General features: G+C 73.4%; 24 protein-coding genes. 8 read left to right on the top strand and 16 right to left on the bottom strand.

Going from position 1 to position 25,733, the window contains the following annotated elements; translation table 11 throughout:
• Positions 1-337: 337 nt before the first annotated feature.
• Positions 338-604 carry a hypothetical protein gene (locus MMF93_RS17265; RefSeq protein WP_242752621.1) on the top strand — a complete coding sequence of 89 codons (267 nt, stop codon included), beginning with the start codon at positions 338-340 and terminating at the stop codon, positions 602-604.
• A 186-nt stretch (positions 605-790) separates the two neighbouring features.
• Here MMF93_RS17265 and MMF93_RS17260 read toward each other — a convergent pair whose 3' ends face one another.
• Together MMF93_RS17260 and MMF93_RS17255 are read right to left on the bottom strand one after the other, a co-directional pair.
• Positions 791-997, bottom strand: a complete 207-nt coding sequence (locus MMF93_RS17260) for a hypothetical protein (protein WP_242752620.1) — start codon at positions 995-997, stop codon at positions 791-793.
• A 165-nt stretch (positions 998-1,162) separates the two neighbouring features.
• Entirely contained in the window at positions 1,163-1,555 is a 393-nt protein-coding gene (locus MMF93_RS17255; protein WP_423835457.1) for a hypothetical protein, read from the bottom strand.
• A 422-nt stretch (positions 1,556-1,977) separates the two neighbouring features.
• Between MMF93_RS17255 and MMF93_RS17250 the strand changes: the two genes are divergently transcribed.
• Positions 1,978-2,874 carry a DUF72 domain-containing protein gene (locus MMF93_RS17250; protein ID WP_242752618.1) on the top strand — a complete coding sequence of 299 codons (897 nt, stop codon included), beginning with the start codon at positions 1,978-1,980 and terminating at the stop codon, positions 2,872-2,874.
• A gap of 50 nt (positions 2,875-2,924) precedes the next feature.
• Here the strand turns inward: MMF93_RS17250 and MMF93_RS33365 are convergent, their stop codons facing one another.
• Both MMF93_RS33365 and MMF93_RS17235 read right to left on the bottom strand, forming a co-directional pair.
• Positions 2,925-5,318 (bottom strand): FUSC family protein, encoded by a 2,394-nt coding sequence (locus MMF93_RS33365; RefSeq protein ID WP_274709472.1) that lies wholly within the window; start codon positions 5,316-5,318, stop codon positions 2,925-2,927.
• 178 nt (positions 5,319-5,496) lie between these two features.
• Positions 5,497-6,288, bottom strand: a complete 792-nt coding sequence (locus MMF93_RS17235) for an Fpg/Nei family DNA glycosylase (RefSeq protein ID WP_242752612.1) — start codon at positions 6,286-6,288, stop codon at positions 5,497-5,499.
• Positions 6,289-7,013: 725 nt separating this feature from the next.
• On the opposite strand from MMF93_RS17235, the gene MMF93_RS17225 reads away from it, so the two are divergent.
• Both MMF93_RS17225 and MMF93_RS17220 read left to right on the top strand, forming a co-directional pair.
• Entirely contained in the window at positions 7,014-7,616 is a 603-nt protein-coding gene (locus tag MMF93_RS17225; RefSeq protein WP_341483278.1) for a WXG100 family type VII secretion target, read from the top strand.
• A 10-nt stretch (positions 7,617-7,626) separates the two neighbouring features.
• Positions 7,627-9,972, top strand: a complete 2,346-nt coding sequence (locus MMF93_RS17220) for a DUF6571 family protein (protein ID WP_242752610.1) — start codon at positions 7,627-7,629, stop codon at positions 9,970-9,972.
• Between the two features lie 111 nt (positions 9,973-10,083).
• Here MMF93_RS17220 and MMF93_RS17215 read toward each other — a convergent pair whose 3' ends face one another.
• From MMF93_RS17215 to MMF93_RS17190, 6 genes are all read right to left on the bottom strand, one after another.
• Positions 10,084-12,156 (bottom strand): xanthine dehydrogenase family protein molybdopterin-binding subunit, encoded by a 2,073-nt coding sequence (locus MMF93_RS17215; protein ID WP_242752609.1) that lies wholly within the window; start codon positions 12,154-12,156, stop codon positions 10,084-10,086.
• Positions 12,157-12,161: 5 nt separating this feature from the next.
• Positions 12,162-13,169, bottom strand: a complete 1,008-nt coding sequence (locus tag MMF93_RS17210; protein WP_242752608.1) for an FAD binding domain-containing protein — start codon at positions 13,167-13,169, stop codon at positions 12,162-12,164.
• A complete protein-coding gene (locus MMF93_RS17205; RefSeq protein ID WP_242752607.1) occupies positions 13,166-13,771 on the bottom strand; it encodes a 2Fe-2S iron-sulfur cluster-binding protein in 606 nt (201 codons plus the stop codon). The genes MMF93_RS17210 and MMF93_RS17205 overlap by 4 nt, the downstream gene beginning before the upstream one ends.
• A gap of 125 nt (positions 13,772-13,896) precedes the next feature.
• On the bottom strand, positions 13,897-14,409 hold the full coding sequence (locus tag MMF93_RS17200) for a mycothiol transferase (protein ID WP_242752601.1): 513 nt from the start codon (positions 14,407-14,409) through the stop codon (positions 13,897-13,899).
• Positions 14,410-14,559: 150 nt separating this feature from the next.
• Positions 14,560-14,727 (bottom strand): DUF5670 family protein, encoded by a 168-nt coding sequence (locus tag MMF93_RS17195; protein ID WP_114016874.1) that lies wholly within the window; start codon positions 14,725-14,727, stop codon positions 14,560-14,562.
• Between the two features lie 68 nt (positions 14,728-14,795).
• Positions 14,796-15,254: a DNA-processing protein DprA gene (locus MMF93_RS17190; protein ID WP_242752599.1), complete on the bottom strand. Its 459-nt coding sequence runs from the start codon at positions 15,252-15,254 to the stop codon at positions 14,796-14,798.
• 166 nt (positions 15,255-15,420) lie between these two features.
• Here MMF93_RS17190 and MMF93_RS17185 point away from each other — a divergent pair, with 166 nt between their 5' ends.
• Together MMF93_RS17185 and MMF93_RS17180 are read left to right on the top strand one after the other, a co-directional pair.
• Positions 15,421-16,662, top strand: a complete 1,242-nt coding sequence (locus MMF93_RS17185) for a helix-turn-helix domain-containing protein (protein ID WP_242752594.1) — start codon at positions 15,421-15,423, stop codon at positions 16,660-16,662.
• Between the two features lie 540 nt (positions 16,663-17,202).
• Entirely contained in the window at positions 17,203-17,388 is a 186-nt protein-coding gene (locus tag MMF93_RS17180) for a hypothetical protein (RefSeq protein WP_242752593.1), read from the top strand.
• An 11-nt stretch (positions 17,389-17,399) separates the two neighbouring features.
• On the opposite strand, the gene MMF93_RS17175 is transcribed toward MMF93_RS17180, so the two are convergent.
• Positions 17,400-18,026 (bottom strand): potassium channel family protein, encoded by a 627-nt coding sequence (locus MMF93_RS17175; RefSeq protein ID WP_242752592.1) that lies wholly within the window; start codon positions 18,024-18,026, stop codon positions 17,400-17,402.
• Positions 18,027-18,113: 87 nt separating this feature from the next.
• The gene (locus MMF93_RS17170; RefSeq protein WP_242752590.1) at positions 18,114-18,845 is read right to left on the bottom strand and encodes a FadR/GntR family transcriptional regulator; all 732 of its coding nucleotides are present in this window, start codon (positions 18,843-18,845) and stop codon (positions 18,114-18,116) included.
• Between the two features lie 251 nt (positions 18,846-19,096).
• On the opposite strand from MMF93_RS17170, the gene MMF93_RS17165 reads away from it, so the two are divergent.
• On the top strand, positions 19,097-19,693 hold the full coding sequence (locus MMF93_RS17165; RefSeq protein ID WP_242752588.1) for a gluconokinase: 597 nt from the start codon (positions 19,097-19,099) through the stop codon (positions 19,691-19,693).
• A gap of 78 nt (positions 19,694-19,771) precedes the next feature.
• On the top strand, positions 19,772-21,172 hold the full coding sequence (locus tag MMF93_RS17160; RefSeq protein WP_242752580.1) for a GntP family permease: 1,401 nt from the start codon (positions 19,772-19,774) through the stop codon (positions 21,170-21,172).
• A 120-nt stretch (positions 21,173-21,292) separates the two neighbouring features.
• On the opposite strand, the gene MMF93_RS17155 is transcribed toward MMF93_RS17160, so the two are convergent.
• From MMF93_RS17155 to MMF93_RS17140, 4 genes are all read right to left on the bottom strand, one after another.
• Positions 21,293-21,937 (bottom strand): response regulator transcription factor, encoded by a 645-nt coding sequence (locus MMF93_RS17155; RefSeq protein WP_242757622.1) that lies wholly within the window; start codon positions 21,935-21,937, stop codon positions 21,293-21,295.
• A gap of 23 nt (positions 21,938-21,960) precedes the next feature.
• On the bottom strand, positions 21,961-23,271 hold the full coding sequence (locus tag MMF93_RS17150) for a sensor histidine kinase (RefSeq protein ID WP_242752578.1): 1,311 nt from the start codon (positions 23,269-23,271) through the stop codon (positions 21,961-21,963).
• 167 nt (positions 23,272-23,438) lie between these two features.
• Positions 23,439-24,758, bottom strand: a complete 1,320-nt coding sequence (locus MMF93_RS17145) for an ABC transporter permease (RefSeq protein WP_242752576.1) — start codon at positions 24,756-24,758, stop codon at positions 23,439-23,441.
• Positions 24,755-25,663, bottom strand: a complete 909-nt coding sequence (locus tag MMF93_RS17140) for an ABC transporter ATP-binding protein (protein ID WP_242752573.1) — start codon at positions 25,661-25,663, stop codon at positions 24,755-24,757. The genes MMF93_RS17145 and MMF93_RS17140 overlap by 4 nt, the downstream gene beginning before the upstream one ends.
• Positions 25,664-25,733 lie beyond the last annotated feature (70 nt).

Here is a 25,733-nt window from a genome sequence, read left to right as displayed (position 1 = left end):
CTCCTTGGCGTGGCCGACGTGTCATAGGTGCGGTGTCGTGCCGGGTGGTCAGGAGAGGCAGTCGTGGAGCGCGGGCAGTTCCGTCGCGGGCGGCATACGGCTCGACGCGGCGCGTCTGGTCGCACCGGGGCGAGTTGCCCCGAAAGGGGCGGACTCGTCGTCCGGGGCGACGTCTTCTGCGAAGGCGGTTTCATCGCGGAGGGCGAGGTCGGCTTCCCGGGTGCCGACCTGCCGGGCGGCCTGTGGATGGGGGGCGCGGACCGGGGGGGGGACGGGGATCACGGTGGGGGTGGCGGGCGCGTTCGCGTTGCACGGTGACGCCCTGAAAGCGTCGAACGTGCGGCTCCAGAGCCTGCGGGCCGACGGCCGGATACAGCTGCGCGGCGCGCAGGTGGACGATCTGGTTTCCCTCCAGAGTGCGGAACTCACCGGATCAGGCGCGTCGGTCGTGTGCGTAGGGATGCGGGCCGAGGCGCTCGACCTGCGGTTCGCCCGACCGCCCACGGGCGGCGTGAACCTGCGCGACGCGCACGCGAGCCGACTCCAGGACAACCCGCGTACCTGGCCCTCGACGCTCGGCCTGGACGGACTCACCTACGACTGACTCGGCGAGACCGCGGGCACGCGAGGCGAAGACGTGCGCAACCGGCTTGCGTGGCTGCGCCACGAGCGGGTGTACGCGCCGCAGCCGTACGAGCAACTCGCCTCCTGCTACCGCAGGTCCGGGCACGAGGACGAGGCGCGCCGCGTGCTCCTGGTGAAGCAGCCGCGCAGGACGGGGTGTGGGGGGCTATCGGCGTCGGCCGTCATAGCGGCGCATGAGCTCTCCGCCACCCCAGTAGCCCCAGACACCGGCCCCGACGGCTCCGGGCCACACCACGACAGCCGGTGTCCCGAGCAGGGAGAGCAGGGCGCCGATAACGATGAACGCGATGGTGGCGCCCCCGAAGCGAAGTCCCGTCCGCAGTCGTGCGTGGAGGTCGCTCTCGCCGTCCATAATGCCTCCCCGTCACAGGACCCCTGCCCCGGTAGGCCTCTCACCACGCCGTTACGGGTGGCCTGGGACGTGGCCGGGCCCGGGTGGCCGAGGGGTGAGGGAGACGCGGCGTACCAGTGCGTCGGACGGCCCGGGCAGGGGGCCCGGGCCGGCGGGGGCGCCGTGTCAGCTGTACGTCCAGCGCCAGGCGTTGGAGCGGTAGGCGCATTTGATGGACCGGCCGCTTGCGGTGGACGTTGTCGCGCCGTGGTCCCTGTTGCGGCAGAACTGGCCCGCTGCGTAGCAGTTGCCCGAGTTCGAGGTGAGGGTGCAGTTACTGTCGGCGCTGTCCTGGCTGCTGCTGCCCCCACCGGAGCCGTTCCCCGGGTCGGCGGCGGGAGCGGTGACGGTCTTGGTGACGGTGACCGTGGGGGCGGGTTCCGCTTCCGCTTCGACGGTCTTGGTGACGGTCGGACGGGGCTCGGGCTTGGCCGTGGTGGTGGCGGTGATCGTCGCGGCGGGTTTGGCCGCGTGTGCGGCGGTTTGTTGCCCGTCGCCTCCGGCGGAGCCGATGGCCACGCCTCCGAGGAAGAGAGCCGAGCCCACGACCCATACGAGTGCGCGCTTGCGGAGCGGGCGGTCGTCAGGTGTGCCGGGTGGGCGTGGAGCCGGTGGTATCGGCGGTATCGGTGCCGTGTGCGGATTGTTCATGACAGCCCCCCGGAGCGTTTTGGGTGAAGTGACCGTAGTGCTCGGGGAAACGAAATGTGAGAGTCCTGCGAGAGAAGTGACTTTTCTGTGACCATCCGTCGAGCGGTGGGCAACTCGGCGGGGCGCGCCCGTTTCACGGCGGGCAGCGGGTCCTGCTCGACGTCAGGCACGGACGTTCCGCCTCCGGCGGAACGGGCCACGTCGTGGAGGGAACGTCGTGGAGGGAACGTCGTGGAGGGAAACGTCCCCGGCGGGTCTGCCTGGCGGGCGGGTGGGTAACCGGCGGCGGCATGGGCGACATCCTTGTGGGCACGTGCTCGTGGGCGGATCGCGCGCTGGTCGCGAGTGGTTGGTATCCGCCGGGGCGGCGGGGCGCCGAGGGGCGGCTGCGGTACTACGCCGAGCGGTTTCCGGTCGTTGAAGTCGACACCACCTACTACGCGCTGCCCGGCGAGCGGAACAGCCGGTTGTGGGCGGAGCGGACACCGGACGGGTTCGTGTTCGACGTGAAGGCGTTCTCGCTGCTCACAGGGCACCCCACGCGGAGTGCGGTGATGCCGGACGGGCTGCCGGCCGACGCGCGCGACCCGGAGGTGCTGGACGAGGTGTGGGCGCGCTTCGCCGACGGGATCGCGCCCTTGCGGCGGGCGGGGCGGCTGGGGAGTGTGCTGTTCCAGTTTCCGCCGTGGTTCCGGCCCGGGGAGCGGGCCGAGGCGTTCCTGGCGGCGACAGCCCGGCGGACGGAGGGCTGGCCCGTCGCCGTCGAGTTCCGGCACCCCGCGTGGTGGCGGGAGGGGCGGTCGGACGGCACGGCCGCACTGCTGGAGCGGTACGGCATGACCGCCGTCGCCGTCGACATGAACCAGGAGCTGCCGTCCTCGGTGCCGCCCACGGTGTGCGTCACCTCGTCCGGGTTGTCCGTCGTACGGTTCCACGGGCGCAGCGCCGCCTGGGGTACCGGGAGCAAGGAGGAGCGCTTCCGGTACGCGTACGGCGAGGGCGAACTCGCCGCGTGGCTGCCACGGTTGCGCGGGCTCGCCGAGCAGGCGGGGCAGGTCCACGTCCTGTTCAACAACTGCTGCGGTGACGCGGCGGTGCGGGACGCCGAGACCATGGCGCGGTTGCTCGGGTCTGCGGGCCCGCCGTCGGCGGCGTCCACCATGCTGCCGGACGGCGGTACCCGCTGAGCGGTCGGAGAGAACGGAGAGAGGGGAGGGAGGGAGGGAGGGGAGCGGCGTCACGCGGGGGTGTGCGCCGCGTGACGTGCGTGGCGGGCGTGGCCCCGGCGGCGGCCTGCGTGTCCCCGACGGCGTACGTGGTCCCGGGGACCGTGTTCGGGGCCGCTGGGCGGGGCGTGGTCCGGGGTGAGGTCCTGGGCGAGGTCCGCGGTGAGGGTCTCCAGGGCGAGGACCGTGCGCAGGCAGGTGGCGAGCGCTCTGGCCCGGGGCGTGGAGACGGTGCCGGGCGCGGCGGGGTCGACCACCCAGGCGAGCCCGCTCTTCGCGGACAGTGCGGTGAACAGCGCGCGCAGCTCCCCGGGGCGTACGGTCTCCCCGCTCGCCGCCAGTTCCTCCAGCGCGGCGAGGTGGCCTTGCAGCGGAGCGGCGAACTCGGCGAGTTCGGGGACGGTTTCGGTGCCGTCCGCCGGCAGGTGTTCGCTCAGCAGTGCGGTGCAGCGGGTCACGGCGAAGACGGACGAGGTGATGCGGGTCAGCTCGTCAGCGCTCCAGCGGGCCCGGTGGCCGCGCGGCTCGTGGGGCAGGTGGCCGATGGCGGACTCCAGCTCCTCGCGGGCGCGGCGGGCGGCGCCGCGCAGCTGCTCCAGCGTGGCCCTGTCGGTGGCGGCGGCGTCCGTGTAGCCGGTCAGCAGGGCGGGCAGCAGGCGTTGCTGCGTTCGCAGCCAGCGTGCGAGCAGGTCGGGTATGCGGTGGTGGTGCCAGGTGGGCAGCACCAGGAAGATCACCAGGGCGATGGCCGCGCCGAGCACGGTGTCGGCGGGGCGTCCCCACGCCACCAGGTCCTGCGCCGTCCCCATCTGGTGCAGCAGGAAGACGATCCACGCCGTCAGGACGAGGTTGAGTGTGTGCTGGCCCGTGCGCAGGACGACGAACGTCACGGCGGCGAAGGCGACGGTGGCGAGCGCGAGCGCGCCGTGCGACCAGGAGAACTGGAGCAGGCCCCAGGCGAGGAATCCTCCCGCGATGGAGCCGACGGGGCGGCTCCAGCCGCGCGCGAACGTGTGCTGGTAGTCGGGGAAGAGGACGAGCATCGTCGTCAGCGCCGCCCAGAATCCGTGGGCGGGCAGGCCGTGTCCCCAGAAGTCGCCGAGGGCGCGGCCCGCCGCCTCTCCGACGGTGGTACCGATGCCGACCCGGAGGGCGTGCCGCAGCAGCGGCGTGCCCGTCAGCCTCGGGCTGAGCTCCGCCGTGAGACGGCGGAACCCGCCACGGGCCAGCCCTTCGGGCCGGTAGAGAGCGGGGATCTCCTCGTGCGGTGCCGCGACGGCGGGGGTAACGGCGGGGACCGGGGCCGGGGCCGGGGCCGGAGTCGGGGCCGGAGTCAGGGCCGAACCGTTGGCGGTCGGGTTCGCCGCGTCGCGGGGAGCGGCGGCCGCCGTATGAGGGTGGGTGGCGCCCTGCGCATCCGTCACCGCGAGGGCGGCCAGCCGTCGGGCTTCCGCGAGGCGGGCGCGCAGGGTGTCGGCGAGCGGCCCCCGCCAGTCGTGGAGGGCGGGAGGGCCGGGGACGCCGACGGCAGGGTCCTTCGCGGCCGACCGCTGGTGGCGGCCGGTGGCGATGGTGCGGGCGAGCGCGTCGAGGGTGGCGGCCAGCGCTTCGTACGGCACGTCGCGGGCGCCTTGAGCCGCGTACAGGGCGCGGCGGACACGTTCGGCCTCGCCGAGCAGCCCGAACAACGGTGCGGCGGCCGGGCGGGCGTACGGCGGGAGGAGGCCGAGTGCCGTGCGGGCGGCGGAGAAGGGGGCCGGGGAGACGCTCGCAGCGGCGCCCTCGGGGCCGACGGCGCCGTCCGCGCGGCGGGCGGCCATGGCGCCCTCGCGGCGGGCGTAGTCGGCCAGTGACGCGTACACGTCGGCGAGCTTGCGGCGCTGCGCGGCGTGGCGGCGGCCGTACGGCGGCAGCAGGTGGACGAGGACGACCAGTCCCGAGCCGGCGGCGATCCACTCGACCATCTCCAGGCCCGCGTCGATGCCCGGCGAGACGTCGGCGGTGATCAGCATGCCGATGACGACGAGGCAGGCGCGGATTCCGGGTGCGGCGCCCAGGGCACGCCACAGGCCGGCGAGGAAGGCGGCGAAGGACAGGGCGATGAGGAAGTACCAGCCGGTCGGCTGGAGGAAGACGCCCAGCGCCGTGGCGCCGCTGAAGGCCAGAGCCATCACGGACGCGTTGACGAGGCGGTGCCGCAGGGGGGCGAGGAGGGTACCGATGCCGCAGATGAAGGCGCCGACGCTCATCATCGTGGTGGCGAGGAGGTCGTCGCGCGCCCAGCCGAGGGCGGCTCCGAGGGCGACGGCGAGCACGGCGCGGCCGATGGCCCAGGGGTCGGCGAAGACCCGTTCCGTGTGGAAGCCCTTGCGTACGGTGTGTGCGAGCGATGCCGTCCAGGCCAATCCGGGTCACATCCTCCGTTCTCGTCGGCCGTCCCGTCCCCGCTGCTGTCCGCTGCCGCGACGGCGATCTATTTGCATTGTACACCTATACAAATAGGGAGCCTGTTTTTCTGATGTGGCAGACGAGGCACACGAGCAAGGGTGAGCGGCGGTCCCGGTACCCCGGGCCGGAACGGGCTCAGTCCGGGGCCGGCTGGCAGTGCGGGCACCAGTACGTCGTACGCCCCGCCGTGCGGCCCGAGCGCAGGCGCGTGCCGCAGCGGGGGCAAGGCGCCCCGGGGTCCGGGGCGTCGCGGTGGCCGGTCAGCCAGTCGTCGCGCGGCGGCACCTGTGCGGCGCGCACCGAGGTGCGCAGCACCCGGCGCATCGTGCGGTACAGCTCCGCGCGCTCGCCGTCGGTGAGGGAGCCGGTGGAGCGGGAGGGGTGCAGCCTGGACTGCCACAGGATCTCGTCGGCCAGCAGGTTGCCGAGGCCGGCGAGGAGCGACTGGTCGGTCAGGGCGGCCTTGAGCCCGCCGCGACGTCCGGTGAGCACCGCGTCGAAGTCGGCTCGGGAGACCGCGAGCGCGTCGGGACCCTGCTCGTCGAGGAGGCGGGCGGCCTCCGGGTCGCCGGCGAGCCACAGTCCCTTGAGCTTGCGCTGGTCGCGGTAGCGCAGTTGCCGGGAGCCGGCGAGGGTGAACAGCACACGATCGTGTGCGTGCGGGGCGTCGTCGGCGTCGGCGCACACCAGCCGCCCGGTCATACCGAAGTGGAACTGGAGGGTCGGCCCGCCGGTGTGGGCCAGCAGCCACTTGCCGTGCCGCTCGGGTTCGGTGAACCTGCGCCCCTCCAGGTCGCGGCTCAGCCGCCCCGCACCGACCCCGTGGAGCACCCCCGTGTCCCGTACGTCGACCTGTTCGATCGTCCGGCCCCGCGCGCAGTCGGCCAGGACCCTGCGGAAGCCCTCGACGTCGGGGAGCTCGGGCATCGCTGTCACACCTCGCTGATAGGCGACGCGTCCTCCGTCTCCAGCGTAGGAGGACGGACGCCGCCCCGCGCGGGCTCGTACGCCTGTGCGCGCGGGAGGCCGGAGCCGAGGTCAGGGTGTACGAGGCGCGGCACCGGCTCGGCGGGCGGGCGGGTACGGCCGCGGGCGGGTACGGGCACCAAGGGCCCGTCCCGCACGCACCAGCGAGGGCCCGCACGCGCTCCACAGCGGCGGCCCCACACTGGCCGCCGGCTCGCCCGGCTCGAAGCCCCCTACCGGATGCTGGATGCTCTACGAGACCGCCGTCCGGGGCCCGGGACCGGCCGGGCCCCGCATGAGTACCGCCATTCCACACTGACCCACCTCGGCGAGCAGGGCACCTCGCTGCTGATGCTCGTGGCGAAGTCGAAGCACAAGAAAGCCGGAGACCGTCCGCCGCTACGTCAAGCCGTCCCCGGAGGCGATCGCCGAGCTCACCGGCACCGCGGACCGCACGGCCGCAGGCCACACGGCCACAGCCCGCAGGCCCCCAGGCGCGGGCCCCCCGGCCGCAGGCCCCACAGACGGCAGGCCCCACCGGCGGCAGCCCCCATCCGGCGGGCAGCGATACCACACCGGCAGGCATCAACGTCTCGCTTCTCACTGTCAGTTGATAGCTGTTTCCTCCGCTTGTCTTGTAGGTTCCCGGAAAGGTCGGAGACGTTCACCGGCGAAAGCGGGGATTCATGTCGTTCGGCGAGGAGTGGGCGGAGCTGGTGGCCAACGCCCGTGCGGGTCAGTCGCCTTCCATGCGGCTCAATCACGCACCGTCACCGGATCAGGGGTCGGGCGGGGGAAACGGTGGGGGTCGGGGTCCGGGAAAGGGTCTGCATGTCACACCGCATGTGCTGCGCACTTTCGCGGGCAAGGCCGAGAAGGTGAGTGACGACTTCCAGAAGACGGACAACGAGACGATGGCGGAGACGGAGCAGGTCCCCGGTTCCATGAAGGGCTTCGCCAGCGATGAGGCCTTCAAGGATTTCCAGGAGATGTGGCGCGGCCAGATGCGCTATCTGGACGGCCTCTACACGGGGGTCGCCAAGGCGCTGCGAGCGGCGGCCAAGACGTTCAAGGCGGAGGACGTGCGGCGCAAGGCGGAGATCGACAAGGCCGTCCCTGACGGGCAGGGCCTGAACAAGGGACCGGTGTACGGGCCGTTCGTGAACGGGGCGGAGAAGCCGGTGTACGGCCCCTTCGTCTCCCCGCCTCCCACGCCCGAGTCCGGCGTTCCGGCCCCCGGTGCGCAAGGCCCCGCTCTTCCGCCCGTCACGCCGGAACCCACCTCATAGGAGCGCGGTGATGACCACCCCCTATCTCGCCTACACCGCGATCCGCGACGTGAATCTCGAACCGCTCCGGGAAGCCGTGAAGAAGTGGCAGAAGTTGCCCGGAAAGATGGACGAGGTGTCGACCACCTTCGGCCGTACGGTCTCCTCACCGCTGGAGCAGTCCGGCTGGTACGGGGAGACGGCCGATGCCGCCTTCAAGAAGTTCCGGAACATCCGGAACCAGATGGCCGAAGCCTCGGGGCAGGCCCGGAAGATCGGCACCGTGATGTCCGAGGCGCTCACGAAGTTCGAGGACGCGCGGGACGAGATCCGGCGCATCGACAAGGCGGTGCGCACCAAGCCGGAGCAGGGCGAGAACTACCTCAGGGTCAACGAGAAGGAAGGCGTCGTCTATCTCGACCCGCCGGACGACATGAAGACCTCCCCGGGTCTGCAGAAGGCGTACCACGAGACGATTGCCGACTACAACCACCGCATCCTCGCCGCCATCCGCAGCGCCAGCGACGCGGACCACGACCTGTCGACGGCCCTGCGGATCGATCCGCAGGGCAAGGGCTTCAACGACGACATCGCGGGCCATCTGCGGGACGTGGACGCCGAGACGAAGAAGGACCTCGACGCGGCGCTCGACCTCGCGAAGGACAAGGGCACCGACATGAGCGAGAGGGAGTTGACCCGTCTCAACGGCCTTCTCGCCAAGAACGCGCAGAACCCGGATTTCGCCGAGAAGTTCGCCCTGAAGATGGGCCCGCAAGAAACGCTCGACTTCTGGCTCGGGATGGCCGAGCCAGAGACGCGGCGGAACGGCGCGGCGGGCAGCGTGCGGGTCGAGCGCAGCAAGGCGGAGAACGCACGCCGGGCCGGGCTCCAGGACAATCTCGGGGTGATTCTCGGGCTGGCCAGCCAGTCCGACTCCGACGGTATGCGGGCCTGGAAGAAGGACATGCTGGAGCTGAGCACCGAGCGCATCCACGCCGAGGAGGCGAAGGGCAGGATCGGCGGCAATCCGGGCCCCTACAACGCGCAGGTGCTCAGCAATCTGATGCGCACGGGGAAGTGGGACACGGATTTTCTGCACGACTACGGCGACAAGATCATCAAGCTGGACAAGGAGGACGCGCTCAGGAACCACCGCAACGATCCGCCCAGCAAGTGGATCAGTGGCGGTCTGTCCGACGCGGCGTTCCTCAACTTCGGCCCGGAGAACGACGCGGGGGAGGATCCGCTCACCGGTTTCATGGAGGCTCTGGGGCACAATCCGGAGGCGTCCACGGAGTTCTTCAAGAACGAGGGGAACTTCGACTATCTGACCTCGCAGCGGGAGTGGCCCAGGGACGGCGAGGTCGCCGAGACGGGCGATCTGAAAGGCGTCAAGGGCGGTGTCCAGGCGCTGTCCCACGCTCTGGCGTCGGCGACGACCGGGCACGACTACGAGCAGCCGCTGCCCGACCGGCTGCCCGCGCACACCGGGGACCAGGCCGAACTGATGAGCCGCATCATCAAGGGCACCGCGGACATCAAGGACGACTTCGCGTTGCAGCCCGGCATGCACGAGTACCTCGGAAGGGCGGCGGCCGAGTACACGCCGGACCTCTTCCGCGCCATCAAGGACGGCAGCGGTGACGACACGCTCTTCCCGATGCGCGGGCACCAGGCCGAGATGACGCACGCCGACGCGACCCGCTTCCTCGTCCAGCTGGGGCAGAACCCCGAGGCGAACGCGGCGCTGTACGGCGGTCAGAAGCTCTACACGCAGCACGTACTCGAACACCACCTGGCGGGTGACCTTCCGGCGGCCGAGAAGTACCAGGCCGGCAGAGAGAACACGGTGGAGGAGATTCTGCGGACCTCCGGCGAGGTCGCCGGCACGATGGCCATCGGACGGCAGGAGGCGACCATCGGCGACGCCGTCCGCGAGATGAAGGAGTTCGACGGCGCGATCCTCAGCAAGCGCCTGTGGGCCAACGGCGGCTTCGGGACGGTGGTCGCGGGCGCCTCCGCGATGTCGCGGTTCGCGCCCAACCCCGTCGCGGCGGTGACCGTCTCCAGCATGATCATCGGGGCCGAGGGCGCGTGGGCCAACGACTTCGACCGCGAGTACCTCTCGTTCGACGAGACCATCGAGAAGGCCGACGCGGCGGGCCGGCTGTACGACGAGATGTCCCGCAGGGACGTGCAGCAGAACGAGAAGATCCTGGAGGCCATCGCGAAGGAGCACGACGTCGACGTCTCGCTCAGCTGGGCCGAGCTGTACTCCGACGACGGCTTCGCACAGGGCTACTCGCGGGTCAACACGACGGCGCCGTTCCTCACCTCGCACGAGCAGGTGAGCACCCTGGCCCCGCGCGGGTCGTGACCCGGGGCGCCGCGCCCACGGACGACGGCTCCCGACCGCGAGGCGCGGTCGGGAGCCGGGTCGGTCAACAGCCGTGGTCGCCGGCCCCGCGTCGGGCTCGGAAACCCCGCGTCAGCCGAGCACCCCCACCCGGTCCGGCGTCAGCGGAAGGTCGCGGAGGCGCTGTCCCGTGGCGTGGTGGAGGGCGTTGGCGAGCGCGGCGGGGGTGCCGACGATGCCGATCTCCCCGATGCCCTTGCCGCCGACCGGGTTGAGGTGCGGATCGTGCTCCTCGATCCAGTGCGCGTCGAGGTCGGGGACGTCCGCGTTCGCGGGGACGTGGTAGCCGGCCAGGTCCTTCTGGACGAAGCCGCCGAGCCGGGCGTCGAGGCTGCTGTGCTCGGTCAGCGCCATGCCCAGGCCCATCGTCATGCCGCCGATGAACTGGGAGCGCGCCGTGCGGGCGTTGAGGATGCGGCCCGCGGCGAAGACGCCCAGCATCCTGCGCACCCGCACCTCGCCGGTGACCATGTCGGCGGAGACCTCGGCGAAGAGCGCGCCGAAGGCGTGCCGCGCATAGTCCTCCTGGGCTTCCACGTCCGAGGTGGTGTCGACGGTGACGATGCTGCCGTCCGACTCGCGCAGCTCGCGGCACGCCTTGTGCACGGCCCAGCCCCAGGAGGCGGTACCGGAGGAGCCGCCGGCCAGCGGCGCCTGCGGCAGGTCGCTGCTGCCGACGTCGATACGGACGGCGTCCAGCGCGACGCCCAGCTCCTGGGCCGCGACCTGGGCCAGCACGGTGCGCGCCCCGGTGCCGATGTCGGTGGCGTTGATCCGCACGTGGTAGGTGCCGTCACCCATGGACTGCACCGAAGCCGTGGAGGGCGCGACGATCACCGGGTAGGTGGAGGCGGCCACGCCGGTGCCCAGCAGCAGGTCGCCCTCGCGCCGGGAGGCGGGGCGCGGGTCGCGGTGCTCCCAGCCGAAGCGGCGCGCGCCCTCGCGCAGGCAGTCGGCGAGGTGGTGGCTGCTGAAGGGCTTGCCGCTCTCGGGTTCGGTCTCGGGAATGTTGCGCAGCCGCAGTTCGACCGGGTCGAGGCCGAGGGAGTGGGCCAGCTCGTCCATGGCGCATTCCAGCGCGTACATGCCGGGGGCCTCGCCGGGCGCCCGCATCCAGGACGGGGTGGGCACATCCAGCCGGACGACGCGGTGTCCGGTGCGAATGCCGTCGGCGCCGTACATGACGCGGGAGGGCACGGCGGCCTGCTCCACGAACTCCTTGAGGGTGGAGGTGTGGGTGGCCACGTCGTGCTGGAGGGCGGTGAGCGTGCCGTCGTCGCGGGCGCCCAGCCGCAGCCGCTGGATGGTGGGGGCGCGGTGCCCGACGACGGCGGGCATCTCGCGGCGCGGCAGCGCGAGCTTGACGGGGCGTCCGGTGTGCCGGGCGCCCATCGCCGCGAGGACGACGGGGGGACGCGGGGTGCCCTTGGAGCCGAAGCCGCCGCCGACGTGCTCGGCGACGACGGTGACCTGCTTCTCCTCGAGGTCGAACATCCTGGCGAGCACCTGGCAGACCGTGCTGGCGCCCTGGCTGGAGTCGTAGGCGATCAGGTGCCCGGCCTCCCACAGGGCTGTGGAGGCGTGCGGCTCCATGGGGTGGTTGTGCAGCGGGGTGATGTCGTAGGTGGCGTCGAGCTGGTGCGGGGCCGCGGCGTACGCGCTCTCGAAGTCGCCGCTGTGCTGGTCGCCCGGGTAGCCGCCGTTCGCCCACTCCGGGTGGTACAGGTCGGGGTGGTCGGCGCGGACGAGCACGTCGTGCGGCTCTTCGTCGTAGCTGACGCGCACGGTCTGCGCCATCTCGCGCGCCGCCTCCAGCGTCTCGGCGACGGCCAGCGCCACGTACCAGCCGCGGTGCGGCACCCGGTCGTTCTGCAACAGGAAGAGCGTGGGGTCGTCGGGTTCGACCAGGCGGGGCGCGTTCTCGTGGGTGAGGACGGCCAGCGCGCCGGGGATCGCCAGCGCCTCGCCGTCCTCGACGCCGGTGACCCGGCCGTGCGCCACGGTCGCGGCCACCGGCCAGCCGTAGGCGCAGGCGGGCGGCGTGTGCTCGGTGGCGTAGCGGGCGGTCCCGGTGACCTTGGCCCGGCCCTCGCGGCGCAGTGCGGGCGCCCCCAGGACGCCCTCGGTGGTCTCGCTCACGGCCATCGTCCTCACGTCCCTGCGGGGCTGGTCGGGTTCTCGGCGAGCCGGGTGACGAGGGTGACCGCCAGGCTGCGGGCCAGCGGCACCTTGAAGGCGTTCTCCGACAGCGGCCGTGCCGCCGCCAGTTCCGCGTCCACGGCGCGCCCCACGCTCTCGGCGTCGGCCCGCGAGCCGATCAGCGCCTCCTCGGCGGTGCGGGCCCGCCACGGCCGGTGCGCCAGCCCGCCGAAGGCCAGCGCGGCGTGCCGGACAGTGCCTCCTTCGTCCACGGCCAGTACGGCAGCCGCGGAGGCCAGCGCGAAGGCGTACGAGGCGCGGTCGCGCGCCTTGCGGTAGGCGGCGCGCGCCCCCTCGGGCGGCGGCCCCAGCGTCACGTGCGAGATCAGCTCCCCGGGGCGCAGCACCGTGTCCTGCTCGGGGGTGTCGCCGGGCAGCCGGTGGAACTCGGCGGCCGGCACCGTCCGCGCCCCCTCGGGGCCCAGCACCTCGACCTCGGCGTCGTAGGCGGCCATCGCCACGGCCATGTCGGAGGGGTGCGTGGCCACGCAGTGCTCCGAGTGCCCCAGCACGGCCATGTCCCGGTTGACGCCCTCGCGCGCCGAGCAGCCGGTGCCGGGCTCGCGCTTGTTGCAGGGCGCCGAAGTGTCCTGGAAGTAGGGGCAGCGGGTCCGCTGGAGGAAGTTCCCGCCGGTCGTGGCCAGGTTGCGCAGCTGCCCCGAAGCGCCGGCCAGCAGCGCCTGCGAGAGCGCAGGATAGGTGCGGCAGACCGCCGGATGCGCGGCCAGGTCGCTGTTGCGCACGTTCGCGCCGATCCGCAGGCCGCCCTCCTGGGTCGTGGCGACCTCGTTCAGCGGCAGCCTGGAGACGTCGATCAGATGCTCGGGCGTCTCGACGCCCAGCTTCATCAGGTCCACCAGGTTGGTGCCGCCCGCCAGATAGCGGGCGCGCGGCTGCGCGGCGAACGCGGAGACGGCCTGCTCGGGGCTGGTGACCCGCTCGAAGGTGAAGGGCCTCACGCCGACACCTCACTGCCACGCTCGCTGCCGTGCTCACTGCCCTGCCGGGCCTGGAGGCCGTCCGCGGCCACGTCCTCCAGCGCCTCGACGATGTGCGGATAGGCGCCGCAGCGGCAGATGTTGCCGCTCATGCGTTCGCGGATCTCGTCGCGGTTCAGCTGCGCCGGCGCCCCGGTGGAGCGGCCGAGCGCCTCGGCGGGCGTCGCGTGCGACGGATGGCCCTCGGCCGCCTCGCACAGCATGCCCACACCCGAGACGATCTGCCCCGGCGTGCAGTAACCGCACTGGAAGGCGTCCCGCTCGTGGAACGCCTGCTGGAGCGGGTGCGGCCGCTCCTCGTCGCCCAGCCCCTCGACGGTGGTCACATGCGCGCCGTCGTGGGCCACCGCCAGCAGCAGACAGCTGTTGGCGCGGCGCCCCTCCAGCAGCACCGTGCAGGCGCCGCACTGACCGTGGTCGCAGCCCTTCTTGCTGCCGGTGAGGTCCAGGTGTTCACGCAGCACGTCCAACAGGGTGGCGCGGTGGTCGACGGTGACGGTGTGCGCGGTGTCGTTGACGTGCAGGGTGAGGGTCGAGCTGGTCGCGGTGCGCTGGGGGATCACGGGGCGCGCCTCTCTTCTGCTCTTGTGTGTCGCTCGGTGTGCTCTTGTGTGTCGCTCGGTTGTGCTCTTGTCTGTCGCTCGGTGTCTTCCGCCGTTGTCGTACTCCCGGCGGCCGGGTGCGGCCGTCAGCCGCGACGCTCCAGCACGCCGCGCAGGAAAGCCGCCTGCCCGACGTGCTGCATCGTGTCGCCGATGACGCTCACGAGGCGTACCCCGAGGGAGACCGGCGGGTCCCACGCGTCGTCGACGATCCGGCCCAGCGACTGGGAACTCAACGTGCCCAGATACTCACAAGTGCGCTGGTGAACCGCGTCGTGGTAGGCGACCAGAAGCTCCGGCGAATCCACCCGGACGGCCGCCACGTCCTCGGGCGAGTGGCCGAAACCCGTGTCGTCCGCGTCGAGGGGCAGCCCGAACCGCTCCTCGAACCCCTGTGCGTGCCAGACCTGCTCGCTGCCGGCGGCGTCCGCGACGTGATCGTCCTGCACCCGCGTCAGATGCCACACCAGCCAGGCGACGGTGTTCGCGCCCGGATCGATCCGCTCGGTCAGCTGCGTGCTCTGGATGCCGTCGAGCGTGGCGTGGACCTCGCCGTTCACCCGCGTGAAGGCATCCTCAAGAAGGGCGGTTGTATCCATGTTCGCGACCTTACGACGCGTCATACGTGCAATGTGCCTTTTCGCCCCCGCCCCGCTGGACCGCCCCGCCCCGGTGACGGGGCGGGGCGGTGCCCGGCGGAGCGGTGCCCGGTGGGCCGGGCCTTGGCGCTGTGCGGGCCGGCTGCGGCGCTACCAGCGGTACCAGCGACCGCGCCGTCCTCCCGTCGTGGGCCGGACGACGAAGCCCAGCAGCCAGACCACGAGCACGATCACCGCGATCCACCACAGCGCCTTGAGCGCGAACCCCGCGCCGAACAGCAGCAGGGCGAGCAACAGCACGAGCAGCAACGGTCCCATGTTCTTCCACCTCCGCGGCCCGAGTGCCCCGCCTCCCCCACGCCATGCACACCATGCCCCGAGGACGGTTACTGGATCGGCACGATCAGACGGGCCTTGTCCTGGCGGGCCGCGTACTCGAGCGTCTGCCACGTGCCGGAGACGGTGCTGGTGCCGACGGGGAAACCGATCACGAGTGCGGAGCGGTCCACCATCCACCGGTTCCGCGCCAGATACGCGGCGTCGTCCAGCGGGTCGGCACCCAACTCGACCAGCTCCGCGACCCGGTCCCCGGCCCGGGCGACCGCGTGCCGCGCCTCCGGCGGCTGCTGGTCGAGGGTGCCGGGCACCACGACGGTGATCCGGGCCCGCGTGTGCGCGGCCAGCCAGGCCAGCGCGAGGCTGTCGATGCCGCGCGCCCCGCCGAGATGGAAGTGCGCCTCCGGCGCGAAGGGGGCCAGGTAGTGCGCGAAGAGCCGCGCGTAGTGGGCGGTGTCCCGGTGCCCCGTCGTCCGGGTCCCGGTGATGGTCACGGTGCGCATCGTCATCGACGTCGTCTCCGACTCGCGTGGCAGGGACGGCCATCCACCCGTCAGCGATCCACTCGCACGGCCACCCTTATTTTTCCACGAGGCCGGCCCGGCAGGGGCAGACAGCACCACACCGTGTGGCGGGCACCGGTAGCGTTGAGTTGTCCACGTGTGGGGGTGCGCAGTGCACGAGGGGTTCGAGAACAGCATCGGAGACCGCCTCGGACGGCTCCGTACGCGGCGCGGGCTGACGCAGGAGCAACTGGCGGAGCTGGCCGCGGTCTGCGTCGACACCATCCGCAAGCTGGAGCAGAACAGGCGTCAGACGGCGCGCATGGCGACGCTCAACCAGCTCGCGCGCGCCCTGGACGTCGACGTGTCCGTGCTCGTCGGCTCGCCCGTCACCTTCGAGCCCCGGCCGGACGGCAGCGCGCCGTCCGTGCTCGCGCTGCGCCGGGCGGTCTCACCGGTCCACGGCGTGATCGGAGCCCGAGCGGACGAACCGGACCCGGACCCGGAGGACCCGCCGACCATCGGCGCGCTCCGCGCCTCCCTCCGGGCGACCGAGGGAACACGGCGCGAGGGGCGCATGGGCGCGGTGGGCGCCGTGCTCCCCCAACTGATCCGCGACGCCCGCGCCGCCGTCCGCGCGTACGAGGGCAGCGACCGCGACCGGACGGCGGCGTACGCGGTGCTCTGCGAGGCCTACCAGGTAGCGGCGACCACCCTGACGGCGCTGGGCAACCCGGACGCCGCGTTCACCGCCATGGAGCGCGCCATGGCCGCGGCCCACCGCTCGGACGATCCCCACCTGGAGTCCGTCGGCGCGGCGACGCTCGCGTGGGTCTTCACCAAACAGGGGCGGCTGGAGGACGCCGCACACGTGGCCCTCTCGTACGCCGACCGCAGCGAGCCGGGGTTCCGCTCAGCCCCCCTCGACCTGTCGCTGTGGGGCGTCCTGCTGCTGCGGGCCGCGACGGCCGTCGTACGGCAGGGCGAACGCCACTACGACCGGGTGGACGAGCTGCTGCGCATGGCGAGCGCGGCAGCCGCCGGTATCGGAGCGGACCGGATCGACTACGCGACGCCCTTCGGCCCCACCAACACCGCCGTCGCCCAGGTCAACTTCTCGGTCGAGATGGACCGCTGCGCACCGGCCCTCGCCACCGCCCGTACCGTTCCACGCCTGCGCACCCTGCCCGCGACCTGGCGCGCGCGCTTCCACGTGGACCGCGCACTCGCGCACGCGGGCCTCGGCCAGGACGAGTCCGCCACCCACGCCCTGCTCACAGCTGAGCGGGACGCCCCCGAGTGGATGCGCTACCACGGCACCACCCGCCGCCTCGTCACCGACCTGCACACCCGCGAACGCCGCCGCACCTCCCCCCTGACAGAACTCGCCGCCCGCCTGCACGTGGCCGGGTAGGACAGCACGTCCCACCCGGCGGACGGATTGGCACACGGCGTCCCTGGGGGCGCCCCCAGCGCGGACCTACGGTGCATCGCGAGTACGGCGGCACCGGCACATCAGCGGTGCCGCGCCCCCTCGCGGACACAGGACGGTCAGCATGACGCACACCTCGCCAGGCGACCTCGGCCCGGCTGTCGAAGACTCGTGGTCCCCTCCGTCGCACGCGCCGTTCACGCTGACGCCCGTGGGGGTGTGGTGGGACGCCGTGCGGGTGCCGTGGGGGCGGGGGAGCCGGGCGATCCAACGGCTCGGGCGGGCGTGCGGTGGGGTCGTCGGGGATCCGTACGGCGCGTGGCTGTACTGGCTGGTTCCGCCGCGCGCTGGGGTGGAGTGGGGGGCGGCGGGGGAGGCCGCGTGCCTGTCGGTGGCGTGTTGGCTGCCCGTGCCCGCGCGGGACCGTACCGGGCCGCCGGGTCCTTACTGGGCCGTGCCGTACGAGGCGGGCTCCGCGCTGACGGACCCGGAGCGGCTCCGCGCGGCCCTGCGGGGCGAGCGGTGAGCGGCGGGTACTGCCTGCCGTGCGGGCGGTGGCGGGAGGCGACCGTCGTGGTGGCGGTCGTGGAGGTGAACTCGGGTCCCGGCCGTGTCGTGGAGGCGTGTGTGCCGCACGCGCGGGAGTACGCCGCCTATCCGCTGGCCCCGCAGTGGCTGCGGGACGAGCTCGCGGCGCTGGAGGGGTAGCGAGGGGCCGGTCACGGGGGAGGCCCGCGCTTGTGTTCCCGGCCGCCGCCCGGGGGCCGGCTGGCCGCGGCGCGGCGGAGCTTGCCGGAGAGGGAGGTGGCCGCGGCGGTGAGGAAGACGAGGGTGTAGAGGATTTGCAGGAGGATGACCAGCCGCGCGGACTGGCCGCGCGGCTGGATGTCGCCGTAGCTGACGGTCGCCACGGTCAGCAGCGTGAAGTAGAGGGCGTCGAGGCGGGTGCGCAGCCCCTGGAACTCTCCGGGGTGGTGGGACATCACGAAGTACGCGGAGGAGAAGACCAGGACGGACAGGCACATCAGCGACATCAGCGCGACCACGGTGCCGGGGCGGTCGAATAGGGCGTCGCGCATGTGCTTGAGGAGCAGGGCGGCGATGGCCGTCAGCGCGAGGATCAGCAGGGCCCAGCTCAGTTCCGGGCGCTCGGGGCCCAGCGTCCGTGCGGGCAGCAGGAAGTAGGCGACGAACAGGCCCGCCACCAGCGGCCCCAGCAGCGGCCACGTCCAGCGGGACCGGTCGGGCGGGCGTTCGGGGGGCCGTTCGGGGGGCCGTTCGGTCGGCCGGACCGGGGACGGGTGGTCGGGTGGCCCGTCCTGGGGTGGTCCGGGGGGCTGCGCCATGGGGCCATCGTCCGCGCGGCGGCCGCCTCGCGCGCTCTGGAAGGCGCCGCCCGGGGGACCGCCCGAGGGCCGGACGGGGCGGTCAGGTCAGGGAGCGAGGACGTCCAGTTCGGCCATCGCGTCCTCGGTGATCGTGCGCATCGCGGCCTCGGCGCGTGCGCCGTCGCGCTCGCGCACGGCTTCGGCGACGTTGACGTGGAGGGTGACGGCTTCCTGGCGGGGGTCGGTGAACATGACGTCGTGGTGGGTGCGCCCGGCCAGCACGGCGGCGACGACGTCCCCGAGGCGGGCGAACATCTCGTTGCGGGAGGCGCGCAGCACGGTGCGGTGGAAGGCGATGTCGTGCACCAGGTAGTTCTCCAGCTGCTGGCCGCGTGAGGTGGCGACCATGCCCAGGGCGTGCTCGGTCAGGCCCGCGCACTCCTCGGGGGTGGCCAGCTCGGCGGCGAGCCGGGCGGCGACGGGTTCGACGGCGGAGCGCAGCACGGTCAGGGAGCGCAGCTGGCGGCCGCGGTCGGTGCCGGCCAGCCGCCAGGTGATGACCTGCGGGTCGTAGACGTCCCACTCCTCGGGCGGCAGCACCGTCACGCCGACCCGCCTGCGGGATTCGACCAGGTGCATGGACTCCAGCACCCGCACCGCCTCCCGCGCGACCGTCCTGGAGACCTCGTACCTGCTCGCCAGTTCCTCGGTGCGCAGCACCGTGCCGGGCGGGTGCTCGCCCGCGGTGATCGAGGGACCGAGGGAGGCCAGCAGTCGCGCGTGCAGACCGCGCTCGCGCGCGGGTGTCTCGTCGCGGCCCGCCCCCTGGCTGGTCATGAGTGGTGTTCTCCTCGTCTTCCCGCGCCGTGCGTCCCGTGTCCGGCCGTGACCGGCCCTCCGTGCCGGGCCGTGCGGCCCCTGCGGCGGCCGTCGTGTGCACGCTCGGCGAGCGCACCGGGACGTTCAGCCTACGTGCTCCTCGTCACCCCCATTAAGTATGACTAATTCGTGTCCGACTATTGAATACATGTGACCTATGAGGTTGAGTGTGCTCGGCGCCGAGGTCGATGAGGACAGCAGTGAGGCCGATGAACACAGCGGGTGAAACCACGCAGAACCACGTCGTGGTCGTCATGGGCGTGGCGGGCACGGGCAAGACCACCGTCGGCCGGCTGCTCGCGGAGGACCTGGACGTCCCCTACGCCGAGGCCGACGCCTTCCACCCGCCGGCCAACGTCGCCAAGATGTCCGCGGGCACCCCCCTGGACGACACCGACCGTGCCCCCTGGCTCGACGCGATCGGCGCCTGGGCGCACGACCACGCGGAACACGGCGGCGTGGTCAGCTGCTCCGCGCTCAAGCGCGCCTACCGCGACCGGCTGCGGGCCGCGGCCCCCCACCTCGTCTTCGTCCACCTCACCGGCGACCGCGCGCTGATCGGCCGCCGCATGGCCGAGCGCGCCGACCACTTCATGCCCGTCGCCCTGCTGGACTCCCAGTTCGCGACGCTCGAACCCCTCCAGGCCGACGAACGGGGCGTGTCCGTCTCCGTCGCCCCGGGGCCGCGGGCCGTCGCCCGGCGGGCCCTGGCCGCACTGCGGTCCGCGCACGCGCCGGTCCCCTCGCCCTTGACCACCCCCGAGGGCGCGGCCGAGGCCCCCACCGGGGCCGCGTCGCACGCCTGACCTCCGAGCCCCGAGCCCCCACGCCCCCGTCCCCTCCCCCCCTCACCACCCTCCACCCACAGCGAAGAAGGAAGAGCCGTGAGACATCTCAGCGTCGAGATGCTGGCCGCGGGGTCGCAGCCCGACCCCATCACGTCCGCCGGCAACGCGCAGTTGGGGATCGCCGCCCTCGTCGGCATCGCCGTCATCGTCCTGCTCATCACGCGGTTCAAGCTGCACGCGTTCCTGGCGCTGACGGTCGGCTCCCTCGTGCTGGGCGCCGTGGCCGCGGCGCCGCTGGACAAGGCCATCTCCAGCTTCACCACCGGGCTCGGCGACACCGTCTCCGGCGTCGGCGTGCTCATCGCCCTCGGCGCCATCCTCGGCAAGCTCCTGGCCGACTCCGGCGGTGCCGACCAGATCGTCGACACGATCCTGGCCAGGGCGAGCAGGCGCACCATCCCGTGGGCCATGGCACTGATCGCCGGGATCGTCGGGCTGCCGATGTTCTTCGAGGTGGGGCTGGTCCTCCTGATCCCCGTCGTGCTGCTGGTCGCCAAGCGCGGCAACTACTCGGTGATGCGGGTCGGCATCCCCGCGCTGGCGGGGCTCTCCGTGATGCACGGGCTGATCCCGCCGCACCCGGGTCCGCTGGTGGCCATCGACGCCATCGACGCCAACCTGGGCGTGACGCTCGCGCTCGGCCTCGTCGTGGGCATTCCGACGCTGGTCGTCGCGGGCCCGCTGTTCGGCAAGGTCGCCGCACGCTGGGTCGACACGACCCCGCCCGAGGGCGTCGTCCCGGAACGGGCCAGCACAGAGCTGGACAAGCGGCCGGGCTTCGGCATCACGCTCGCCACGGTGCTGCTGCCCGTCGTACTGATGCTCGCCAAGGCGCTCACCGACATCGTCATCGACGACGCCGAGAACACGGTGCAGCGCGTCATGGACGTCGTCGGCGATCCCATGATCGCACTGCTCGTCGCCGTGCTGGTGGCCATGTTCACGCTCGGCCGCTCCGCCGGGTTCACCAAGGACAGGCTGTCGTCCACCGTCGGCTCCTCCCTCGGGCCGATCGCGGGCATCCTGCTGATCGTCGGCGCCGGCGGCGGCTTCAAGCAGACGCTCGTGGACGTCGGCATCGGCCAGATGATCCTCGACCTCTCGCAGGACTGGTCCATCCCCGCGCTGCTGCTGGGCTGGCTCATCGCCGTCGGTATCCGGCTGGCCACCGGGTCCGCGACGGTCGCCACCGTCTCCGCCGCGGGGCTCGTGGCGCCGCTCGCCGCCGACATGTCCACGGCGCAGGCCGCCCTCGTCGTGCTCGCCGTCGGCGCGGGTTCGCTGTTCTTCAGCCACGTCAACGACGCCGGGTTCTGGCTCGTCAAGGAGTACTTCGGCATGAACGTCGGCCAGACCATCAAGTCCTGGTCGGTGATGGAGACCATCATCTCCGTCGTGGCGCTGGTGCTCCTGCTGCTGCTCTCGTTGGTGGTGTAGCCGCCTTCGGCCCCCAGCCGACGCCCCCCGCCCCGCCCCCCCCGGCGGCGGGGGGCGTCCTCGTGCGCGGGGCGTCCTCATAGGGGGGCGGGGCGTCCTCCCGCCGGTGCGGGAGGGGCGTCAGCGGGGGGAGGCGGCGAGGTAGTGCAGTACGGCCTGGACGCGGCGGTGGACGGCGGTGGTGCGGGGGATGCCGAGCTTGTCGAAGAGCGCGGCGGTGTGCTTCTCGACCGCGCGCTGCGAGATGCCCAGGCGCGCGGCGATGGCCGCGTTGGTCAGGCCCGCGGCCATGTGTCCGAGCACCTCGTCCTCGCGGGGCGTGAGCGCCTCGCGTCCGGGTCCGGCCCGCAGAAGGCGGGAGATGACGTCGGGGTCGAGGGCGGTGCCGCCGGCGACGACGCGGTGCAGCGCGTCGACGAACTCGTCGACGTCGAGCACCCGGTCCTTGAGCAGGTAGCCGATGCCGGCGGGCCCGTCGGCGAGGAGGCTGTGGGCGTAGCTGGTCTCGATGTACTGGGAGAACAGCAGGATCCCGAGCCCGGGGTGGCGCCCGCGCAGCGCGACGGCGGCGCGCAGCCCCTCGTCGCGGTGGGTGGGCGGCATCCGGATGTCGGCCACGACGGCGTCGGGCCGGGTCCGCTCGACGGCCTCGTGCAGCGCCTCCGGGTCGCCGACGGCGGCGGTCACCTCCAGGCCGCGGTCGGTGAGGAGTCCGACCAGCCCTTCCCGCAGGACGGCGGCGTCCTCGGCGACGACCAGGCGCAGTGGCGGTCCTTGCGTCCTTCCGGTCACGTCGTCTCCCCCCGGGGTGCGAGCGGCAGGCGGACCGTCGCCGTGGTCGGTCCGCCTGGCGGGCTGTCGAGGGACAGTGTGCCGTCCACGGTGCGTACCCGCTCGGCGAGGCCGCGCAGCCCCGAGGAGGTGCCCGTCCCCGCGGGGCGCGCGGCGGCTCCGCCGCGTCCGTCGTCCTCGACGACGAGGACGAGCATCCGGTCGTCCTCCTCGGTGCGGGCGCTGACGGCGATGTGTGCAGCGCCGGCGTGGCGGGCGGCGTTGGCCAGGAGTTCGGCCGCGCAGAAGTAGGCGAGGGTCTCGACGGCCTCGGCCGGGCGCGGCGTCTTGGGCAGCGCGGTGCGCAGGTCGACGCGGAGGGCGGGGGTCTCGATGTCGGAGCTGAGAGAGGCGAGGGCGGGGGCGAGCCCGTTGTCGAGGACGGGCGGATGGATGCCGCGTACGAGGTCGCGCAACTCGGCCAGCGCCGTGCGGGCGTTGCCGAGTGACTGGTCGAGGAGGTGGCGGGCCTTGTCGGCCTCGGCACGGGAGGGCTCGGGCGCGCTCAGCGCCTCGCGGGCGCGGGTGAGCGCCATGGCGAGGGCGACGATGCGCACCTGGGCACCGTCGTGCAGGTCGCGTTCGATGCGGCGCAGGGTGGTGGCGGCGTCGCGGACGGCAAGAGCGCGGGTCTCCTCCAGGTCGTGGACGCGCTCGGCGAGGCGGAGCGGGGCCAGCAGGGTGCGGGCCAGCAGCCTCACGAGCGCGGTCAGCCTGCGCGCGGCCCACTCGGCGAGCACCAGCACGAGGAGTCCGGCGGCGGCGACAGCCCAGACGCGCGGCCAGGTGTCGAGGGGTGTGGCGGCGGTGAGTTCGAGCCCGTCGTGCCCGTTCTGGTGCACGGCGCGGAACCACAGCGGGTAGGACAGCAGCGCCAGCCCGTAGAGCCGCACGGGCAGGTGCACGGCGAACAGCAGTGCGCCGAGCGGCGCGTTGAGGACGGCGAACGCCGCGCACCGCCACGTCGCGCCGTCGTGTGCGGCGCGCAGCGGCCCGGGGCGCGGGGGTGGTGGAACGTTCTCGCCGAGCAGCCCGCGCACGAGCAGGCGTTGCAGGTCGGTGAGGGCGCGGACCGCCGTCAGGGCGAGGGAGAGGACGGGGATGCCCGCCCTCGTCACACAGAGCACGGCGCCGAGCGCGACGAGTGCGAGCGCGGGCAGGCCCAGCAGCGCGGGCACGAGCCCCGCCACCGCGTACGCGAGGGCACGCAGCGCCTTCCGCGTCGCGGGGGCGCGGGGCGTGTCGTCAGAGGCGGCGGTCGCAGTCACGGGACTCGTCTTCGTGGGTGGGCGGCTGTCGCGAGCCATCTTGGTGCACGGCTCGGTGGTTCCCCGCCGGTGCGCCCGTCCGCGCAGGCGCTCGCGCACCGTACGGTCAACGCACAGGCCCTCGCGCACCGTACGGTCAACGCGCAGGCCCTCGTGCACCCGTACGGTCAACGGGGCAGGGCCCGGCGCAGGTGCCCCGGTAGCGGTGCCAGGGTCGCCAGGAGTGCGAGGGCCGGCACGCCGCCGCCGAGGCCCGCCCACGCGGTGGCCGGCAGGGCGGCCAGAGAGGCGCCCGCGGCCTCGCCCAGGGGCAGGGTCACCGCGAGCGCCACGGCGGTGCCCGCGCCGAAGCCCGCGAGGGCGACCGTCAACGCCTCCACGACCCACACCCGCACGACCTGCCAGGACGCGGCGCCCACCGAGCGCAGCAGGGCGACCTCGCGGCGGCGTTCGGCGCTGAGCATCACCAGCGTGTTGGCGGCGGCGAGGGCGGCGAACGCGGCGTAGAGGACGGTCGCGAACAGGTCGACCCACGACGGTTCCGCAGCCTGCGCCAGGGCCGCCAGCTTGACCAGCGTGAAGGCGACGACCAGCGCCACGGGGGTGACGGCGGAGGACAGTCGCCTCGCCTGCGCCCCGAGCTGTGCGAAGGCCAGTTGCGTCGCGGCTCCCCCGCCCAGCGCGCGCGGTGCCGTGACCACGCGCAGGGGCCAGGACAGCAGCAGCGCCGCCGCCCGTGTCAGGACCGGGCCCGCGCACCCGACGGCGACCAGGTGGGCGAGCAGGACGAGCGGCAGGTGCTCGCCGACGTCCTCGCGCGGGCCCGCCGCGGTGACCGCCGTCAACAGCGCGGCACCGCACAGCGCGACGAGCGCCGAGGCGCCCCGCACCACACCCGTCACCGTCAGCCCGCGCCGCGCCCCCGCCGTCTCGGAGAGGGCGTCGGCGGGGCGGGCGCGGGCGGCCCGGTGCGCGGCGAGCAGTCCGCCGAGCTGCGAGGTGACGACCAGCACGCCGCAGGCCGCGAGCGCGGGCGGCCAGCCGACGAGGAGCGGAACGCCGTCCGGCACCAGCCCGTGCGCGGCCATCCCCGCCAGCCAGCCGCGCGCCAGCAGCCACCCCAGTGCGTAGCCGAGGGGCACCGCGGGCAGGGCGGTGCACAGCGTCTCCACGGCGACCGTGCGCCGGATCTGCCACGGCACCGCGCCCACCGCCCGCAGCAGGGCGTGCTCGCGGGCCCGCTGGGCCACCGCGAGCGCCATCACCAGCGCGATGACGAAGAGCGAGAGGTAGACGGTCACCACCGTGAACCCCGCCCCCATGGCGGTCAGCTGCTCGCGGACGGCGGCCCGGCGCACCCCGGACGCCGTCCGCAGCATCGCCACGGAGGCGGTCACGACGGTGGCGGACAGCACCAGCACGGAGAACACCCCGGCGAACGCGACGGGCCGCGCCCGCACCGAGGCCCGCGCGAGTCCGTTCGTCATACGGCCACCTCCGACGCGCGCGCCCCGGCCACGCCCGCCGGCGCCCCCGGACCCACACCGGCGGGGCCCCCAGCGTCCGGGCCCGCACCCTGCCCGGCACCCGCCCCCGCCCGCCCCGCCAGTGACCGCATACGCGCGGCGATCCGCGCGGCGGCGGCCGCACCGGGCTCCCACCCCCCGGTCTCGGCCAGCTCCTCCACCACCCGGCCTGCGGCCAGGAACAGCACGCGGTCGGCGTAGGAGGCGGCCACCGGGTCGTGGGTGACCATCAGCACCGTCGCGCCCGAGGTGTCCACCGACGTGCGCAGCAGGCCGAGAACGTGCTCGGCGGTGGCCGGATCGAGGGCGCCCGTCGGCTCGTCCGCGCAGACCAGTTCGGGTTTCGTGATCAGGGCGCGGGCGAGGGCGACGCGCTGCTGCTGCCCTCCGGAGAGTTCGGCGGGGCGGCTGCGGGCGCGGTCGCCGAGGCCGACGCGGGAGAGCGCGTCCACGGCGCGGGCCCGGTCCGCGCGCCCCGCGCCGCCGCCGGCCAGCCGCAGGGGCAGCCGTACGTTCTGCTCGGCCGTGAGGGCGGGGAGCAGGTTGAACGACTGGAAGACGAAGCCGACCCGCTCGCGGCGCAGCCTGGTCAGGGCGCGCCCGCCCATCCTGGTCAGCTCGTGGCCGCCGAGCCGCACGCTGCCCCCGCTCGGCCGGTCCAGGCCGACCGCGCACTGGAGCAGAGTGCTCTTCCCGGAGCCCGAGGGGCCCATCACCGCGGTGAAGCTGCCCCGTGGCAGCGTCACGTCCACGCCGTCCAGCGCCCGCACCCGCTGCTGCCGCCGCCCGTAGCAGCGGGTGACCCCCGTCATGACGAGGGCGGGCGCACCGCCGTGGCCGCCGTTGTCGTCTCGCCTGTTCCTCATGGGCACGACGCTACGAACGCGCGGGCCGCGCCACGAGGGAGCCGCCCCCCGTATCGGGGGTTCGGAATCA

The organism is Streptomyces tubbatahanensis (assembly GCF_022699385.1).
Lineage (GTDB): Bacteria > Actinomycetota > Actinomycetes > Streptomycetales > Streptomycetaceae > Streptomyces > Streptomyces diacarni.
Note: the sequence above shows the minus strand (reverse complement) of the source record. Positions and strands in the feature narration are given on the sequence as shown.